This window comes from Candidatus Thermodiscus eudorianus, from assembly GCA_015521085.1.
GTDB lineage: Archaea > Thermoproteota > Thermoprotei_A > Sulfolobales > Acidilobaceae > Thermodiscus > Thermodiscus eudorianus.
Genome location: WAOW01000006.1, coordinates 37635 through 54121, shown reverse-complemented (window position 1 = coordinate 54121; position 16487 = coordinate 37635). Strand labels below are relative to the sequence as shown.

Below are 16487 nucleotides of genomic sequence, written 5' to 3'. Positions count from 1 at the left end.
ATGGCCGTGAGTGGAGTCGTGTTCGTGGGCCAAGACTGGTGGGGTTGGATCATCGCGGGCTACCTCTTCCTAGGCGGCATGGCGGGGGCGTCGGTCCCGGTGGCATACTACTTCTGGTATAGGGATGGTAACAAGCTGGTCAACTACAGTGGGGGAATCGTAGCCTTCCTGGCGATGCTAGTCGGCGTGGTTCTACTGGTCATAGATCTAGGCAGCCCCGGCAACGTGACAGCGCTAGCCACTAGTCCTAGGCTGAACCTAGGGTCATGGATGACGATAGGCACCTACATAATAACGCTCTACATGATCATGACACTAGCCTACACGCTGCAATTCACTCCCAGCCCAAAGGGCTTCCTCGCGAGGCTTAGGCTAGGGCGCAAGAACGTAACGATCTTTGGACTAGTAACGTCGGCCCTAGGCCTGGCTACAGCCGCCTACACGGGCTTCCTCTTGGCAGCGGCTAGAGGGGTCCAGTTCTGGAATAACCCCATGCTCCCCGTGCTCTTCCTAGCATCAGCCGCTTCAAGCGGGTTATGCGGGACCTACTGTGGCATAGTGGCTCCCATCCTATCATGGAGGGTCCCCCAGTACAAGCAGGTGGGGACGAGGGTTAGGCTGGCCATACAGAGGTTCGAGGTATACGTGCTAGTAGGCGAGCTCTTCCTCCTCTTCGCCTTCCTAGACATAGCCTTGTGGGGTCCCCCAGGCGCCGCCAGGCCTGCCAGGGAGATCCTCTACGGGAGCCTTGCCCCGGCATTCTGGATCGGCGTGGTGTTAATCGGAATAATACTGCCACTGGCACTCCTCCTGGGATATACACTCCGGGTCAAAGAGGAGAACTTCAGGGTCGAGCTAGCCTCTGCGATAGTCGGATGGACTGTCGTCATCGGAGGGTTGTTGTTGAGGTTCATAGTACTGGACTCTGGTGTAATAGCGGTTCCACTACCCTAAACCCTAAACTTTTTTATTTAAATAAAATAATTTATATAGGAAGTTGGATCAAGTTGTATTACATTGTTTGAAGGATTCTCTCCCGGGAGGATGAAGAGCGGAGGATACAACCATGAATAAGAAGGGGTTTAAGCCTAGAGGGCTCGTCGGCCTCGTGTTAGCTGGCGGCGAGTCACGCCGCTACGGGTCCCCGAAGGCCCTAGCCCGGATTGGTGGAGAGACGTTTCTTGAGAAGGCCTATAGCAAAGTATCCAGGGCCACCGGCTATGCATGTATAGTGCTGAGGGACCCCTCGGGGGACTTGCTTGACCTGTCAAGGAGTATCTCGGATTGCATAGTCTATGACAGGAATCTGCCGTGCCAGGGCCCTCTGAGGGGCCTTGCCTCCTCTCTCAAGGCGGTCCAAGCAGGGTACTATCTATACGTCCCGGTCGACTACCCCCTCCTAGAGGCGAGTACCCTGGAGAACCTGGCCAGCTTCGTCATTGACGGGGGTTTCCTGGGTGGGACTGTGTTGCTCTGGAGTGGTTACCTTGCCAGCTCGATCGGCGTCCTATCGCGGGGTGCCTTGGGCTTTGTGGATAGGATTTGCTCTGTGAAGGGTCGTAGGGCTGGGCTCTCGGACCTCTATAGGGTGAGGGGCATGGCCCTCGTTGGTTGGAGCGTCGTGGCTAGTAGCCCCGCCGAGTTCAGCAACGTTAATAGGCCCGGGGAGTTTGCCGGTGAGGATGCCCCTAGGATCGATGACATAGTACGTATTGATCATGGTTTCTTCGTTGACGCATTACGTTACTGGGAGTCGGACCCTTCGAGAGCCCGGCGTTTTCTCGTGAGGGAGGCGTCGTACTACAGGAGTAGGGGTTTAGGGCTGTTGTATAAGAGGGTTATAGGTGATTTAGCTGTAGTCCTTGACGGTACCAGTTGATTATATATTATAGTCTATGTTTAGACTACAGTTGTATAGATTAATTCTAGCTACATATATAAGATCAAGGTATGTAAATATTTTACCAGCGGGGCCGATTAGAGTATAACACGGGATGAGACATGGGTAGTTTCCTCCAGGGCAACGAGTTGCTCATAATCCTAGTAATACTCCTGCTAATACTCGGGCCCTCCAAGCTACCCGCACTAGCAAGGGGCCTAGGCCAGGCTCTAAGAGAGTTTAGGAAAGCTGCCCAGGGAGAATACGAGGCTGTCCCAGCCAGCCGAGGGCTCAGGCCAGCGGGCTTGAATAGAACCTACGATCGGGCTACCCTAGAAGTCATTGCGGGTAACCTTGGCATTGAAACCACTGGCAAGAGCGATGATGAACTATACAATGAGATAGTCGAGGTAGCCAAGAGAAAGGATCTCGGCTAGGGCCGTAACCGGTGGCACCTTCCAAGGAACTAATACAAGATACCAGCTAACCCCTCACCCCCTTTCCCCATCACTTGGGATTGGCAGGAGATGTAACAGTGTCAGGGGATAATGGGCCGTTCTATGACGAGCCGAGGCCTATATGGAGTCACGTAGCAGAGCTATCCCTAAGGCTCCGGAGGATATTCATTTCGGTCATAATAGCCGGGGCCGTACTCTCGGCTATACCAATCGACTACAAGTACTATATCCCCTTGATCAGCTACTTCCCCGACATGGTTCTAGGCTACGTTCTGCCAGACCAGGTAGTGTGGCGTGGCAGGGTAATCGAGGTCCACATAGCCCAGTACAACCCCTTCGCCGGGTTCAACATACTCTTGAAGACCGCCCTGCTCCTAGGCCTGTTGGGCGCGAGCCCCGTTATAGCGAGGGAGATCTACGGCTACATAGCCCCAGGACTATACCCCTATGAGAGGAGGAAGGTCAAGATATTCTCAGTATTCGCCGTGATACTATTCGCTCTGGGCGTCGTAGTCGCGTTCACCATAGTAATGCCCCTAGCCTTCAGGATAATGATTATAACGTCGACAGCCGTCACGGGGGAGAAGACCCTCATAGCCTTCAGCGACGTAGAACAGCTCTTCACCACGATAATACTCATAGCGGTGGCAACCGGGATAGCCTTCGAAACCCCCCTGATAGTCTACCTCCTAGTATCCCTAGCCGTGATAGACCACACCTGGTTCGTCGGGGAGAACAGGAAATACGTCCTACTAGCATCAATGCTCCTGGGCGCGGCGATAAGCCCCGACCCGAGCGGTATTGGCATGATGGTGATAGGCACGGCGATGTTCGCCGCTATAATGGTAGCGGCCTGGCTAGGCTCCAGGTCCGCCCCTAGGGGCAGGGGTCAGGGTAGGGCTCAACGCATCCCAGGAGGGGAGGCTGCTTGACCGTTATAGCTTCTAAGGAGGTCGTCGAGCGGTTCGGGCCCTTCCCCGAGGGCCTTGATGTGAAGGCGGTTGATGGCAATGTCAGGGAGCTCGTATTGGACCGTGTCCTCTCGGGCATGCCTGTAGTCGGCATATACCGGGGCGCCTTCAAGGAGTACCCCGGGATCCATAGGCTGGTTAGGAGCGAGGGGGGAAACCCATACCTCTACGAGCCCCTAGACACCCTCTACATGGAAGTCCTACCCAGGAGCCTAGCCAGGCTACTACCCGGGGCCAGGCTAGAGGCTGTAATGGCCAGCAAGCCCTGGAAGATGGAGTACCGCGTCAACGCTAGCAAGAGCGTGACCAGGCGCACGCTACTATTACGCCCGCAGAGGGCGATACGAGAGTACGTCCCGGCCCCCATAATGGTGAATTACCAGGCCTGCGCGATAGTGCCCCGGTGTACAAGATGCGTAGAGAGGTGCCCCGAGAACGCGCTGGTGGGCAAGCCTCCATCACTCGCCATAGACAGGTGCACTTGGTGCGGGATATGCGTCCATGAATGCCCGTTCAACGTCTTGACAATGCCGCGCTGGGGTCCCTACAGGGTCGAGAGGGTCCTCAGCTACATCAGGAGATACTATGATGGGCCATTGAGGCTCCTGGTAATGGAGATAGACGAGTTAAAGGGTCTAGAGTACCCCGATGAGGCTACGCCCTTCATAGTCGAGATAGTCGATGACCTGGGGTGGATTGACGAGAAGACTCTCATCACGGGGCTAACCTATGGGGTGGACACTATAATATACGATCCCAGGGGTAAGCTCGCCGAGGACCCCCACCTCAATAGACTAGCCAGGATAGCGGCTTCGAGGAAGGAGCTGTCCAGGGAGCTGAGGAGGCAAGGCCTTCCAGAGGGCGGATATGCTCCGGATGCCGCCCCCGCCCGGGCCATAGCCCTGCTGGGCTTGGAGAGGCTTGAGACCAGGACTCCTGTCTTGGGCGTTATAGAGGTTAATGAGAACTGCACGCTCTGTGATGCATGTGTTGTGAATTGCCCGACCGGGGCTCTGGAGAAGAGGATCGAGGATAGCAGGATTACCCTGGTGTTTAGGCATTCTAAATGCGTGAGCTGTGAGGCGTGTCTCAAGGTTTGCCCCCATGATGCTATTGAGGTCAGCTTCTCTGTTGACACCAGGCTTTATGGTAGGGAGGTTGTCGTCGCCGAGGATAAACTAGTGCGGTGCAGGGTGTGCGGCAAGCCTCTGGGTCCCCGTAGGATGTTCCTTAAGGTGGAGGAGGTGATGAGGTCGAGGGGCCTACCCGAGAGGGCTATTAAGGCGATATACCTCTGCGATGAGTGTAGGGAAAGGATGCTAAGGCCGCGATTCCAGTCTCCCGCCTAACAGGACTCAAAATGCAAGTAACAGCTCCCCCAAAGAGGCTGTAGGGATTCTTGGCCCTGGGATCCCCGGGAGCCTATATTGCAAGTTCATATATGGGTTTATCCGCAAGGTCAAACAGGATCCCCCGGGATCCCGTAAGAGAAGTTAAACTCAGTGTCATCCGGTTGGAGCGAGGTGTTAGTATAAGATGCCCAAGGACTGTATAGAAGTACTGAATAACCATGTTAGCATCAGAGAATACGAGGAGAAGGAGATCCCAAGCGGAGACCTCAAGGCGATACTAGAAGCCGCTCGGAGAGCGCCGACGGCCTGGAACCTCATGCCAGTCCACGTCTCCGCCATAATCGATAGGGAGTTAAAGAAGAAGGCGGCCATAGCGGTCGGCGGGCAGAGGCACGTGGAGGAGAGCGCTGTATTCCTGGTCTTCAGCCTAGACTACGACAAGATACTCCGGGCCGCCGAGAAGCTGGGCCTAGAGCCCGCCCCCAAGGGTCTAGCTCACCTAGTCGAGGCCGCTATAGGCGCTGGCATAATGGCTGCATGGGCTGCTGTAGCCGCGGAGAGCCTGGGCTATGGAGTGACCTTCATAGCAGCCTACGCGGACCCCTGTAGATTGCAGGAGGTCCTTTCACTGCCTGAGGAGCTTGTGCCGCTAGTGGGGCTGACTATAGGCTATCCCGGCGAGAAGCCCGGTCTACGCCCCAGGCAAGATAACGTCTACAGTATCGACAACGAGGCTCCCAGCCTCGATGCGAGGGCGGAGAGCGTTATAAGGGTATACGGAGGGCGTGCGGGCAGGCTATTGTCCTTCGTAGTATCCAGGGAGGGCTATGTGTCTAGGGTTGAGGAGGCCCTGAGGAGCTGTCTGGAGAGGAAGGGCTACAAGGTATAAGCATGAAGGGGTGCGCGAGTCTCCTATCCTAGCTGCACCAGTCGCTGGGAGGCGGCACGGTGTAGTCGGGGGACCAGGCAGGCTGTGGCACGGGGCTGAACCCGTAGCTCCAGGCCAGCCTGCAGAACCGTTCGGCTTCTTCAGCGTTGCTCTGTGGATCGACCACTATGACGTGTTTTCCGAGCTCTCTAACGTGTTGCAACGCCTCTAGCACCGTGTTTGACTCGTTCACGTCCACCGGCTCTGGCCCTGTGGGGGTCCATCGGGTCCAGAGCTCTTCCCGTAGTACGCCGTCTATACAGTTGGCTAGCTTGTCGTTGTAGAGTAGGTCTGTGGCGCCGCCAATGTTTATGAATACGTATGCATTGTAGCGTGCCTTCACTGCATGGGATATATCGCAGACCAGGTCAACCATAGCGCTGGCCGGGTCCACGCTGGCCCAGCTCGCATTGCTTACGTGCTCCAGCGCGTCGATGTTGTCAAGGTATACGCCGTCATAGCCGTTGGCGAGGTAATCCAATGCCAGCCTAGTCATCAACCCATGCCACAAACCACTCCAATACTCTACCAGGAACTCGCCCTCATACCCGGACTCCCCGTGGAGGATCGAGCCAGGAAGACCCCCATAGTAATCGCGCCACTCCTCGGCGTAACCAACGTTCAAGTACGCCAAGACGACGTCATAACACCCGCATTGGGGTGGAGACTCGAAGGAATCCGGGTCCAGTATGAGATAGCGCCAATGACGTACCCCCACCTCACCGGCGTCGTCGACACCGATCAAATACCCCGAGACGCCCTCCCCCGGACCACTAGAACCACCGGTGGGACGCACAAGATAATATGCCCCAGTAACAGCCAAGGCGAGCAGTAGAATCGCCAAGACTACCGGTATAGTCTTTCTCACAACCGCCACCACGGGCCTAGACTACCTATGGGGGCGTCTATGGTGCGGGGGGCGGGATTTGAACCCGCGCAGGCCTACGCCATCGGGTCCTGAGCCCGACCCCTTTGGCCAAGCTCGGGCACCCCCGCACCCCTCCCCGGGCCTTTGCTCCTAGTCTCGCTCCATTGTATATCTGGGTTTTTATTGTTAGAGGCTGGGTACAATCCCCCAGGGGGGGTGTCTTAGAGGGTGTCCGGCTACTGTGAGGCCGACAAGGTCGGGGAAGCCATTAGTGTTAGGGTCGAGACGCTGAGCGACCTCGTGAGGCTTGCCAGCAGCCTCGCCGGGCGGATGGTCGTCATGCCCGTCTACAGGTTCAAGTCGGGGAAGGGCAGCGTCTACTTCCTCCAGATGATGTACAAGGACTACTACCGATGCTACGGGCTCCCCGTGATATACTACTATGTGGCCGAGGACGACGAGAGGGATGCGAGCCAGGTGAAGTACATCATTGCCAGGACTGACGAGTCGGGTGAGAGGATCGAGGTCACCGACAGGGCTAGGCCCGGCTGGGTGGTTGTGCCCGTGATAAACCTGGCGGAGAAGCCCGTCTACGTCTCGGTCGAGAGCTGAACCCCTGCAACGCTAGACGAGTCCAGCAGCACCTTCTCCAGCGCGTAGGCTAGTCCGTGGCCCTTGGCCTGCCTAAGTAGCTCCTTGCCTAGCACCGTGACCTGATATATCTTGTATGTGCCCCTCTCGTACATCTTGTCGATGAGCCCGAGTTCCTCCAGGCAGTGGAATGCCGCCAGCACCCTATACCTTGGTTCTCCCGTTATCGAGACCACGTCCCCGGGGGCCAGGGCTCCCCTCTCCTCTAGGACCTCCAGTATCTTCTGAGCTACCCCAGGCATCTACTCCTACACCATTCTCAAGTGATAGGGGTATCAACGGTAGTTTGCAGGTGTAGCCCGGTGTTACCGCTGTATGGAGGGATAGAGGCTAATAGTAGCCCGGTGGAACTGGTAGACGGGGCGAGGTAATGAGTTGGAGGAAGAAGCCGGCATGGACCTATAGGAGCAGGGTCATTGTGAGGAGCAGGTGCATACTGGAGCGCGACGGCAAGATCCTCCTACAGAGGGAGAAGAACGGCGTCTACAGCGTGCCTGGCGGGAGGCTTGAGTTCCTCGAAAGCCTCCCCTTCACTGTGGTTAGGGAGATGAAGGAGGAGGCTGGCCTTGAGGTCGAGCCCGTCAGGCTAATCTATATAGTGGAGAGCCTCAGCGAGCGGAAGAAGGGGCCTAGGCACGAGATCCTCTTCTACTTCTTCTGTAACGGTGGCGGGGAGCCTAGGAGGAAGTACGCTACTCTCACCTTCGAGTGGAGGGATCCTATAGAGGTGGCGGACAACTTCTGGCCTAGCGGGATGGCGGAGCTCATAAGCCAGGACATACCGGACTTCAAGAGGTTCCTATACGTCACCTACATCGACGAGAGGCTCGCCTTCATAAACACGTTCACGACACTCCCGCAATGCATATCGATAACCGCCAAACTACCAGTAGCCTTGAGCGAGGAGAGGGAGGGGGACGCGCATTGAATAGGAGGATAACGGGAGGCCTCCTAGTACTGATAGCGGTTGCCACTCCGATACTACTCTATGCATCGGCCCCGACAAGCATGGGGCAACAGCAGGAGGTGGTCCCGCTATACAATAAGACTAGGCGTCCCATACCCGGGAACCTGCCGTGGTACCCGGTCGTAGTGTTCGGGGACAACAGGCCCAGGGCGATACCATGGGTCAAGCTACCACAGGTCTTCTACGACGGTATACGGGAGATATCGATGGTGAACCCCGTGGCCACGATAGGCCTAGGGGATCACGTGGGCCAGGGTAGCAAGAGGCAGTACAAGGAGTTCTACAGGGTCATGAACGAGTCAGGGCTGGAGAACCAGCTCTACGCCATGGGCAACCACGACGTCTCCTACGGTGGAGTGGCCTGGAAGTACTGGGCCCGGTATATAGGGCCCTACACTCTGGTCTTCGACGACATACCAGGTTGGAGGATCGCGGTCCTGGACACCGAGGGCAAACCCGAGCTCTGGAGGAACGGGGTTGAGGAAGCCTACCGGGGCCTCGGGGACAGGAGCCTTATAGTAGCCTTCCACAGGCCCATCAAGCCATACGTACACCACAACCTGCAGGACGATTACCCGGGGAAGGCGGAGCTACTCCTTGAGAGGATTAACGAGACAGGACAGCCGGTCCTGGTATTGCAGGCGCACTGGCATGGGTGGGCCGAGTACAAGAGCGGTGGCACCACGTGGCTGATAGTCGGTAGCCTCGGCGCTCCACTCTACAAGGCTAGCGACTGCGAGGCCGCGGCCTCATGCGTCTCATCCTACAACTACCTAGTCCTCCTGTTGTACCCGGACCACACCTACCGGTATATCCCGGTTAAGGCCGGGAAGGGCTCGGGTAACTTCACGGTGGAGTACGTCAATAAGACGTACGTGCTTGTGAGGAACAGCAAGGTCACGGTCTACGGGGACCCGGCCGAGATGCCTGTGAGGCTCCAGTTCAATGTGAGCGTGGGTGAGAAGCTCTACAAGGTCTACTATGTCTCCATGATACCACCCGACACCACGGTATACGTTAAGCTCCTGGAGGGACCCTCCGGCTACAGGCTCGAATCAAACTCCACCTCCAACGACACATACGTCTACATAGTAGAGGCCGGCAATGAGTCGGCTGGAGCCACGGTAGTCGCCGCCAGGCCCCTCGGGGGCGCGATAGACATTACAGGGTACATCGCCCCGAGCCAAGCAACAACCACGACCACCACCTCGGAGACCACGACCACTACAACAGCCCCGACCACGCACACGAGCCAGACCACCGGGGCCAAGAGTACAACCGAGACCACTACAACCACCACCTCGACCGTAGCACCCTACACAGCTACATCCTCGACCGAGACCACCGGAGAGAAGGCAGGGGCCAACACGCTACTGGTAGCAGCCTCTATACTGGCGGTAGTAGTCGTCGCGGCTGGAATCTACCTGGCAACTAAGAGGTAATCCGTTTCAACCAACCCTTTATTCTCCCGGTAGAAATCTAGCTCTCCAGGGTCAAGCCTAGCACCGACAACCCTATACCCGGGTTTAACCAGCCCGCTCAGGGCCGAGACTCTAGAGGCAACTGCACCCTTAACCTCTACATGGGTCCAGCCCATCAACACAATCCCACTCCTCCCCGTCTTCAACTCCTCCGCTATCCTCCAGGAGGCGATAGAGTCCTTGTAGGACTGGGCCAGTAGTAGCCTCTCAACGGGTATGCGAGCCATGGGCCCCTCCCGGGGGAACAGCCTTGAGAGCAACTCGATATACTCTCTACTCATATCACTGGGATCCGGAGCACCCTCGGGGATCCATGGTATCGAGCCTGTTCTAGACACTATCTGGGCCTTGTCCCTCGGCGGCATCACGCCTATAATACGGGCTCCACAGTCCCTTGCGGCCTCCATAAGGGGCCTATACACCCTTAGGTTGAAGCCCTCCGGCCCCTTCTCGTAGACGGCGGCTAGCTCCTCGAAGGACAACTCATCCTCTAGCCACTTGTCGAGTATCTCCTGTTGTTCTATGTTGAAGTGCTCCATTGCTAGGAACCCGAGCTTCCCGGTCTCGCAGGCTTCTCCGAGTAGAAGGACGACCTCCTTGATCAGCCACTCCTGCTCGTGGACCTCTCCTATGTAGAGTAGCTTCTCGTAGCTCTCAACCACGGCGCCACGGTCTACCTGGGTGTAGTCTCCTAGATTAATGTAGCGTGGCATTCCACCCTCACTGGTCTACTCTTGGTTCACTAGTGACCATAAAAACGTAATTACATGTACAACTAGTAGTATTCACGACGCCTGAGGAACGGAGGTGGAATAGAGTGGCAGAAGAGGAGAGGAGGCCCGAGTCCGTGAGCGAGGACGTGGAAGAGGTCCGGGGCATCCTAACAGCGGTCTCAGACTTCCTAAAGGAAGTACAGAAGCCGATAAAGGACCTGCTAGAGACCCTGCTAGAGCCGGTGAGGGGCGACAAGTTCGGCAGCGAGATAGCGGCGTTCTACAAGTCACTAGTAGAGAGCGGCATACCGGAGGACCTGGCCAGGGAGATGACCAAGGAATACTTCGAGAAGAGGACCAAGATACTAGACGCAATGTCAAGCATAACTAACCTATTCAAGGGAGGGAAACCCCCATTCATGGAAGCCCTAAAACACGGCAAGGGGAAGAGCGGCGGGGAAGAAGAGGAAAAGGATGAGGACGAAGAGGAGGAGACGAAAGAGTAGCCAACACAGTTGAGGGCAAGCCAGGTTGCCCCAAAGCCTGGAGGAAAGGCTCGCCAAGATAGAGAAGATGCTAGCCGAGGTACTCGAAAGGCTCAAGTGGCTCGAAGACAAGCTTAGAGAGGACGAATCACTCGGCATAGCGGGAGAGCTGACCGCGGCATTCAACCTACCAGCCCAGAAAGCTGTCGAGTATGCTAGGACAATAATCGGGCTGGTAGGCGGAATGGGCCGGGTCGACGAGATCAGCAGGGCTGTAGTGGAGGTGCTAGTAGTCGAGGGACCCATGAGCATAAGGGGGCTTGAGAGGGCTGTAAGAAGGCTGAGAGGGCGCGCCTCCAGGAAGACCCTGGTCGAGAGGATCAAGCAGCTTGAGAGCCTCGGCATAGTGAGTGTTGAGAGGAAGGGGACTAGGAGTATAGTGAGGCTGAGAGACTATGGGGAAAGCGGGAAAAGCTAAGGCCATACTATCTCTAATAACCCTATCCCTCTTTTTAGCGGCCAAGATAACCCTAGTCATCCTAAGGCTGAGACTGCACCTATGGATGACTAGGAGATCCTACACCAGGAAGTTCAAGAAGAGCCTCAAGGGCCTCCCCGAGGACCTCGTAGAGGAGCTGGCGAGAAGCTATAATTATAAGCTCAAGGCCGCTTTAAAGCTAAGTGTGAAGGATTTTGCAAAGCTATGGCGAGAGCGCTAGAATAATACTAATAGCATTAATACTGGGGGGAGCCGGGGCAGTCTTCAAGATCCTCGGAGGACTACTCTACGGCTCGCGGGCGGTCTTCATAGACGGGGCAACCTGCATAGGAAACATCGTGGCCGGGATACTCCTCTACAGGAGCCTGAGAGCCGCCTCCAGGCCACCGGACGAGGACCACCCCTTCGGCCACACCAGGCTAGTCTATCATGGCGTGTTGCTTGTCCTCGTCACCTACTCCTTCATAGCGGGCCTGAGCACGGCAGTACTGTACTATTCTCTCGGCCAGGCCTATAGTGTGGAGGAGGGCGCGCCCCTCTTCGCCCTCATAGGAACACTCTTCTACGGGGCCTCAATCCTGGTGTCGAGGAGGCAGGGCTATGCTGGAGGCGTCTTCTCGGCCTTCACGTTCACGGAGGTGATAGAGGGGGTAGTAACCATAACCGCGAGCTACACGGCGGTCTACTATGGGAGGGTGTACGATATCGCTGGCGGGCTCGTCATAACCATGTACCTAGTCTACGAGCTCTGGAGCGAGTCTCAGAGGCTGGGAGTGCTCATGAGCGACACTATAGACCCGGCGATCCTAAGGAGGATACGTGGCCTCTTCGAGGAGAGGGGTCTCAGGGTTAAGAGCATAAGGCTTAGGACCGTGGTGCCGGGCAAGTACCACGGGGACATGGTTGTGGAGGCCGTGGACATACCCTACGAGGTCGCGGATCTGCTGGTCGACGAGGCCTCCTATATAGCCAGGGAGGAGTACAACGTCGACCTAACAGTGCACATAGACGTCAAGGGGAGGAGCTAGCCGGCGTGGACCTCTATGACGTCACCGTCCTCCAGGACATGGTCAGCTCCAACCCTCTGCCCCGGGTACTTTGCACTCGGCCCCCAGATCTTCGCATACCGGAAACGCCTGGCCAGGTCCTTGTGGATCCTCTTGGCAGCATCCATCACTGTGGAGCCCCTCTCAAGCACTAGAGGGTCCGGGTCCGGCTCCTTGTTGGGCTGCTTCGTGTAGACCCTTATGACGCCCAGCACCTTGAAGATGGTCTCGCCCAGGCCTTCGAGGCCCTCGCCGGTCCTCGCACTTGCAGCTATTAGGGGGACGTCTGGGGGAGCGACTCTCTTGACGAGCTCCAGCTTTCCCCGCGCGTCGGGTAGGTCGACCTTGTTCAGTATGATTATCGCTGGCTTGTAGACCCTGGTCGTGAATATGGCGTCCTCGACGTCGTCGAGGGTGACGTCGCCCTCAAGCTCTACAACCGCATTGTATATCCTGTACTGGGAGAGGAGCCTACGCAAGTCGTCCTCCGTGAAGTCAAGCATCCTACCGCTACCCACGATCTTCAAGCCGTTAACACTACGGTCCCGCCTTATCCTAACCAGTCCACGGGTCTTTGTTATGACTATACCACGCTCGGCCAGGAAGCCTATAAGCCTAGAGAGTACCCTACCAGGATCCTCCTCGTCGAGCCCCACAACTAGGGCTACCGCGTTAGCGTTGCGAGCAAGCCCGATGACCCTGTTGTTGATGGGGCTATTGGGCTGATCGAGCAGTAGCGGGGGCGTGTCGACCAGCTGGAACTGTATATCCTTGTAGGCCAGCATGCCCGGAACCGGTAGCTGCGTGGTGAAGGGGTAATCCGCTATCTCGGGCGATGCATTGGTGACCCTGGCTAGGATACTGCTCTTGCCAGAGTTAGGGGGGCCCAGCAAGACCACCTGGCCGGCCCCAGCCCTCTCCACGAAGATCCTGGGGCCCCCGCCTCCCCTCCTAGCTTTCCTAGCCTCGACCTCCTCCCTGAGCTCCGCCAGGCGCCTACGGGCCCACAGTCTTATGTTCTCGGTCCCCTTGTGCTTCGGGACCGCCGATAGAAACTCCTCTAGGGCCCGCATCTTCTCCTCCGGCGTCTTCGCATCGCTGTACTTGGCCAGCTTAGCCTTGGCCTCCGGCGGTAGGTTCGCTGGCATTGCGGCTTGGCACCCTCTCTGGCCGGGTTAATATCGTTCGCCGGCCTCAATAAATCCTACTAGCAGATCGATCCCCGTGGCCCTCCTAGACCTTACGAGTCTTGTGGGGACCTGCAGCCCCTCGGATCCTCTCCCAGGAGCCTGGCCGTCTCAGCGCATATCTCGGGTAACGCCTCCTCCACCGGGGCCTCCAGGTAGATGTCGGCGATCTCCCTCCCGTAGACGTGTCCCATGTTGACAATGATTATCCTAGCCCCGGACTCCTTGGCTATGAGAGGGACATAGCGTGCAGGGGCCACGTATAGACTGCTACCAGCCACTAGCACGGCGTCACTCGTCCTGGCTATGTCAAAGGCCCTCTCCAGAGCCTCCAGGGGTAGTGTCTCTCCGAAGAAGACGACGTCCGGCTTGAGTAGCCCTCCACAGTAGGGGCATCTGGGCCTTCCCTTCTCCGCGATCGCTATGGCCTCCTCCAGCTTGATCCTCCGCCTGCAGTCGAGGCAAACGGCGTATCCTATCGAACCGTGGAGTTCTATCACGTTCCTGCTCCCAGCGGCCTGGTGGAGACGGTCTATGTTCTGGGTTATGACGTGCTTGACGACGCCTATCCGTTCGAGGTATGCCAGCGCGTAGTGCGCGGGGTTAGGCTTAACCCCCTTAATTGACTTGTAGAGCTCTATGAACACCCTCCAGGCCTCCTCGGGGTGCCTGCGGAAGTAGCTTATCTCGAACACCTCCGGCGAGATCCTCCTCCATAGGCCTGAGGGGCCCCGGAAGTCGGGTATGCCGCTTGGAGTCGATATCCCGGCTCCGGTGAATGCTATGGCGTGGGTTGAAGACGCTAGGATCTCGGCCGCCCTCTTCACCATGTCTCTCCTATTCATGGCTCTTCATCTACCCTCCTCGGTCCTAGTGTATCCTCTAGGGTCTTATCTCTGCCCCCACAGTGTTCCCATACAGTCTTAGGAGCCGAGAGGGGCTTCCGGCATAAATGGTAATACAGGGCAAGACATAGCACTGGGGGCAACCCCGTACTACCGGGAGAAACCGGGTTAGATCCCCCGGGTCCCTATAGTAGACTCTAGGGATGGGCGCGTTGGAGGACAAGATTATAGTAGAGTACTCGGAGGATAAAGCGCTGAAGGCAGCGAGCCTATCCTACCCGTTGAAGGAGAAGGGGCTGAGGATCGAGATGCGCAGGGTATCCGGGAAGGGCGTGCTCCTCTTCAAGATAAACAAGCTATTCTACAGGGAGGAGGATTACCCGTATATGGTTGCAAGGGTTCTGGTCCACGGTCAACAGAGGGACTTGGAGTAGGCCTCCACGAGCTCCTCATACTCCACACCCTTCCTGTAGAGGACTGGTAGGACGCACACCCTGACCCCGCCCCCTATGGTTGCGAAGAGGCCTCCCCTCTGTATCCTGACTGCGCACCTCCTGACCGCCTCTATAGCCTCCTCGTCGCCGCAAGTGCTAGCCGTCGTATTAGCATTGCACTGCTTGAACCCCGCTGTCAGGGTCTCGCCGAGGCGTCTGGCCTCATCCCTGCTGGTGGTTGCTTCGAGTAGAGTGTCGGAGCACAGTGGTAGCAGGTAGTAGGTTATTGGCTTGGCTAGGGCTCTGGCCCGCTGTATCTCAGCGTCCATTCCAGTACTCCATGGGATGTATATGCCAGGCTCTATGCCCATCTCCCTAGCGTCCTTCTCGGAGACTACCACCGCGGTCGTAGCGGCTATTATATGGTCTGACTGTGATACGTAGGCGTAGTCCCTCTCCTCTATCTGGGCGTTGACGAGGTCCAGGAGCTGGGTCATTAGCATGCCTCTCATAGCCCCGCTAGTAGGGCCTGGCTTGGCCATGTTGTGGACCACGACGTCTACAAGCAAATTGCTGTACATGTCATCCCCATATATCACAGCCATCAGGGGATCCAGTATACTGAGCCTGCCGCCCTCCCGATAGGGATACACTGGCTGGCCAGCGCAATACTCGCGGAGGTTCACCTCGCTGTAGGGCCACCTATTCATGGAATCCACGAAGAGCGAGTGTATAAGGGGAGGATCACCCTCTACTTCCTCGACGCCCAAGCTTCCTCCAAGGACGGTCTTCTCCACCAGATCCCGGGGTACGATCTCCCTTATCCTAGAATACCTATCCTGGTGTAACTCGTCTACGGTCGTGGGCTCATATATCACTATATCGTCCTTAGCCCTCCTCAGCGCCTCCTTCAAAGCCTCTATAGACTTGACGAGAGAAAGCTCGCTCAGCGGCCTATCGCCGAGCGCGACGTACATCGCTCTAACCTGCGTTATCGGGTGCGAGAGATAGGCCGTGACCGGCGTCGAGTCAACCATGAACTCCCGCCGCGTCTTCAAGACCCTCTTGAGGAGGAGCTGGAAGTCCCTGGCCGGGTGTTTGACCCCGAAGATATAGGTCTCGGTCCCCGGCTTTATCTCGACGGCCAGGCTCAGTATGTTGGAGTCCACCGCGCGCCATGTGAGGTAGAGCACCGGATCTATGTGGTAGGGGGTCTCGGGTAGCCCGGCGCAGCTGCCCGAGCCGCTGACTACGCGGTCGCTTGCGCTGAGGGCCATCCTGTATAGCGCGTCGAAGTGGTCGTCGGTCATGTAGATTATAGACGCCTCCCTAGCCATCCTCAGCAGGTCCACGAGGGCGGGATTCGCTATTATGCTCCTCTTGCTCAGGTATGTTAGATGGGCTACCACTACCGCCTTGTTGCACCCCCTCTCCGCTATTCTAGCCCTTATCCGCTCTATCCCTCTGGAGAAGGCCTTGAGGGCGGCTGGCCTTGAGGTGAGCGTCAGAGCTATCAGCTGCTCTATATCGCCGCATCGACCCGGGCGAGAGTACTCCTCCTCCAGCATGCTCTCGAAGTGGAATACGCATGCGTCTCCAACATCGAATTTCCTAGTTTTCAGGCAATTATATAGTCTTTTTAACCCGATCCCGGTGGTGCCGCCGATTATAACGATCTTATCCAATACCTCGCTAGCCAAGCCCAGGACCCCAACGACACAAT

General features: G+C 57.1%; 20 protein-coding genes and 1 tRNA gene. 14 read left to right on the top strand and 7 right to left on the bottom strand.

Translation table 11 applies throughout. From position 1 onward, the window contains the following. The first annotated feature begins 6 nt into the window (after positions 1 to 6). The 6 genes from nrfD to F7C38_05630 all read left to right on the top strand — a co-directional run bounded on the left by nrfD (position 7) and on the right by F7C38_05630 (position 5549). Positions 7 to 954: a polysulfide reductase NrfD gene (gene nrfD, locus F7C38_05655; GenBank protein ID MCE4601033.1), complete on the top strand. Its 948-nt coding sequence runs from the start codon at positions 7 to 9 to the stop codon at positions 952 to 954. A gap of 112 nt (positions 955 to 1066) precedes the next feature. Then, positions 1067 to 1879, top strand: coding sequence for an NTP transferase domain-containing protein (locus F7C38_05650; protein ID MCE4601032.1), 813 nt, complete (start codon positions 1067 to 1069; stop codon positions 1877 to 1879). Between the two features lie 122 nt (positions 1880 to 2001). Then, positions 2002 to 2316 carry a twin-arginine translocase TatA/TatE family subunit gene (locus F7C38_05645; GenBank protein MCE4601031.1) on the top strand — a complete coding sequence of 105 codons (315 nt, stop codon included), beginning with the start codon at positions 2002 to 2004 and terminating at the stop codon, positions 2314 to 2316. Between the two features lie 98 nt (positions 2317 to 2414). Then, positions 2415 to 3269 carry a twin-arginine translocase subunit TatC gene (locus tag F7C38_05640; GenBank protein MCE4601030.1) on the top strand — a complete coding sequence of 285 codons (855 nt, stop codon included), beginning with the start codon at positions 2415 to 2417 and terminating at the stop codon, positions 3267 to 3269. Beyond that, on the top strand, positions 3266 to 4657 hold the full coding sequence (locus tag F7C38_05635; protein MCE4601029.1) for a 4Fe-4S binding protein: 1392 nt from the start codon (positions 3266 to 3268) through the stop codon (positions 4655 to 4657). Before F7C38_05640 ends, F7C38_05635 begins: the two co-directional genes overlap by 4 nt. Before the next feature lie 187 nt (positions 4658 to 4844). Next, a complete protein-coding gene (locus tag F7C38_05630; GenBank protein MCE4601028.1) occupies positions 4845 to 5549 on the top strand; it encodes a nitroreductase family protein in 705 nt (234 codons plus the stop codon). A gap of 28 nt (positions 5550 to 5577) precedes the next feature. On the opposite strand, the gene F7C38_05625 is transcribed toward F7C38_05630, so the two are convergent. Together F7C38_05625 and F7C38_05620 are read right to left on the bottom strand one after the other, a co-directional pair. Next, positions 5578 to 6456: an endo alpha-1,4 polygalactosaminidase gene (locus tag F7C38_05625; protein ID MCE4601027.1), complete on the bottom strand. Its 879-nt coding sequence runs from the start codon at positions 6454 to 6456 to the stop codon at positions 5578 to 5580. A 40-nt stretch (positions 6457 to 6496) separates the two neighbouring features. Beyond that, positions 6497 to 6584: transfer RNA gene (locus tag F7C38_05620), tRNA-Leu, on the bottom strand. A gap of 100 nt (positions 6585 to 6684) precedes the next feature. Between F7C38_05620 and F7C38_05615 the strand changes: the two genes are divergently transcribed. Beyond that, positions 6685 to 7068, top strand: coding sequence for a cren protein (locus F7C38_05615; protein ID MCE4601026.1), 384 nt, complete (start codon positions 6685 to 6687; stop codon positions 7066 to 7068). Here F7C38_05615 and F7C38_05610 read toward each other — a convergent pair. After that, on the bottom strand, positions 7047 to 7349 hold the full coding sequence (locus F7C38_05610) for a hypothetical protein (protein ID MCE4601025.1): 303 nt from the start codon (positions 7347 to 7349) through the stop codon (positions 7047 to 7049). The two genes, F7C38_05615 and F7C38_05610, sit on opposite strands and share 22 nt — an antisense overlap. A gap of 128 nt (positions 7350 to 7477) precedes the next feature. On the opposite strand from F7C38_05610, the gene F7C38_05605 reads away from it, so the two are divergent. Both F7C38_05605 and F7C38_05600 read left to right on the top strand, forming a co-directional pair. After that, positions 7478 to 8035, top strand: a complete 558-nt coding sequence (locus F7C38_05605) for an NUDIX domain-containing protein (GenBank protein MCE4601024.1) — start codon at positions 7478 to 7480, stop codon at positions 8033 to 8035. Beyond that, positions 8032 to 9516, top strand: a complete 1485-nt coding sequence (locus F7C38_05600) for a metallophosphoesterase (protein MCE4601023.1) — start codon at positions 8032 to 8034, stop codon at positions 9514 to 9516. Before F7C38_05605 ends, F7C38_05600 begins: the two co-directional genes overlap by 4 nt. Here the strand turns inward: F7C38_05600 and F7C38_05595 are convergent. Then, positions 9495 to 10268 (bottom strand): ChaN family lipoprotein, encoded by a 774-nt coding sequence (locus F7C38_05595; GenBank protein ID MCE4601022.1) that lies wholly within the window; start codon positions 10266 to 10268, stop codon positions 9495 to 9497. The genes F7C38_05600 and F7C38_05595 overlap by 22 nt on opposite strands. Before the next feature lie 104 nt (positions 10269 to 10372). Here F7C38_05595 and F7C38_05590 point away from each other — a divergent pair, with 104 nt between their 5' ends. Genes F7C38_05590 through F7C38_05575 form a run of 4 tightly spaced genes read left to right on the top strand, consistent with a single transcriptional unit; the run spans position 10373 to position 12280 of the window. Beyond that, a complete protein-coding gene (locus F7C38_05590) occupies positions 10373 to 10774 on the top strand; it encodes a hypothetical protein (GenBank protein MCE4601021.1) in 402 nt (133 codons plus the stop codon). Positions 10775 to 10799: 25 nt separating this feature from the next. Further along, positions 10800 to 11231, top strand: coding sequence for a hypothetical protein (locus F7C38_05585; protein ID MCE4601020.1), 432 nt, complete (start codon positions 10800 to 10802; stop codon positions 11229 to 11231). Beyond that, a complete protein-coding gene (locus F7C38_05580) occupies positions 11209 to 11472 on the top strand; it encodes a hypothetical protein (protein MCE4601019.1) in 264 nt (87 codons plus the stop codon). The genes F7C38_05585 and F7C38_05580 overlap by 23 nt, the downstream gene beginning before the upstream one ends. Continuing rightward, positions 11447 to 12280, top strand: a complete 834-nt coding sequence (locus F7C38_05575; GenBank protein MCE4601018.1) for a cation transporter — start codon at positions 11447 to 11449, stop codon at positions 12278 to 12280. Before F7C38_05580 ends, F7C38_05575 begins: the two co-directional genes overlap by 26 nt. On the opposite strand, the gene F7C38_05570 is transcribed toward F7C38_05575, so the two are convergent. Beyond that, positions 12277 to 13446: a GTP-binding protein gene (locus F7C38_05570; GenBank protein MCE4601017.1), complete on the bottom strand. Its 1170-nt coding sequence runs from the start codon at positions 13444 to 13446 to the stop codon at positions 12277 to 12279. The two genes, F7C38_05575 and F7C38_05570, sit on opposite strands and share 4 nt — an antisense overlap. Positions 13447 to 13538: 92 nt before the next feature. After that, positions 13539 to 14330, bottom strand: a complete 792-nt coding sequence (locus F7C38_05565; GenBank protein MCE4601016.1) for an NAD-dependent deacylase — start codon at positions 14328 to 14330, stop codon at positions 13539 to 13541. 212 nt (positions 14331 to 14542) lie between these two features. Between F7C38_05565 and F7C38_05560 the strand changes: the two genes are divergently transcribed. Then, entirely contained in the window at positions 14543 to 14764 is a 222-nt protein-coding gene (locus F7C38_05560; GenBank protein ID MCE4601015.1) for a hypothetical protein, read from the top strand. Here the strand turns inward: F7C38_05560 and F7C38_05555 are convergent. Continuing rightward, entirely contained in the window at positions 14743 to 16464 is a 1722-nt protein-coding gene (locus tag F7C38_05555) for a hypothetical protein (GenBank protein ID MCE4601014.1), read from the bottom strand. The two genes, F7C38_05560 and F7C38_05555, sit on opposite strands and share 22 nt — an antisense overlap. Positions 16465 to 16487 lie beyond the last annotated feature (23 nt).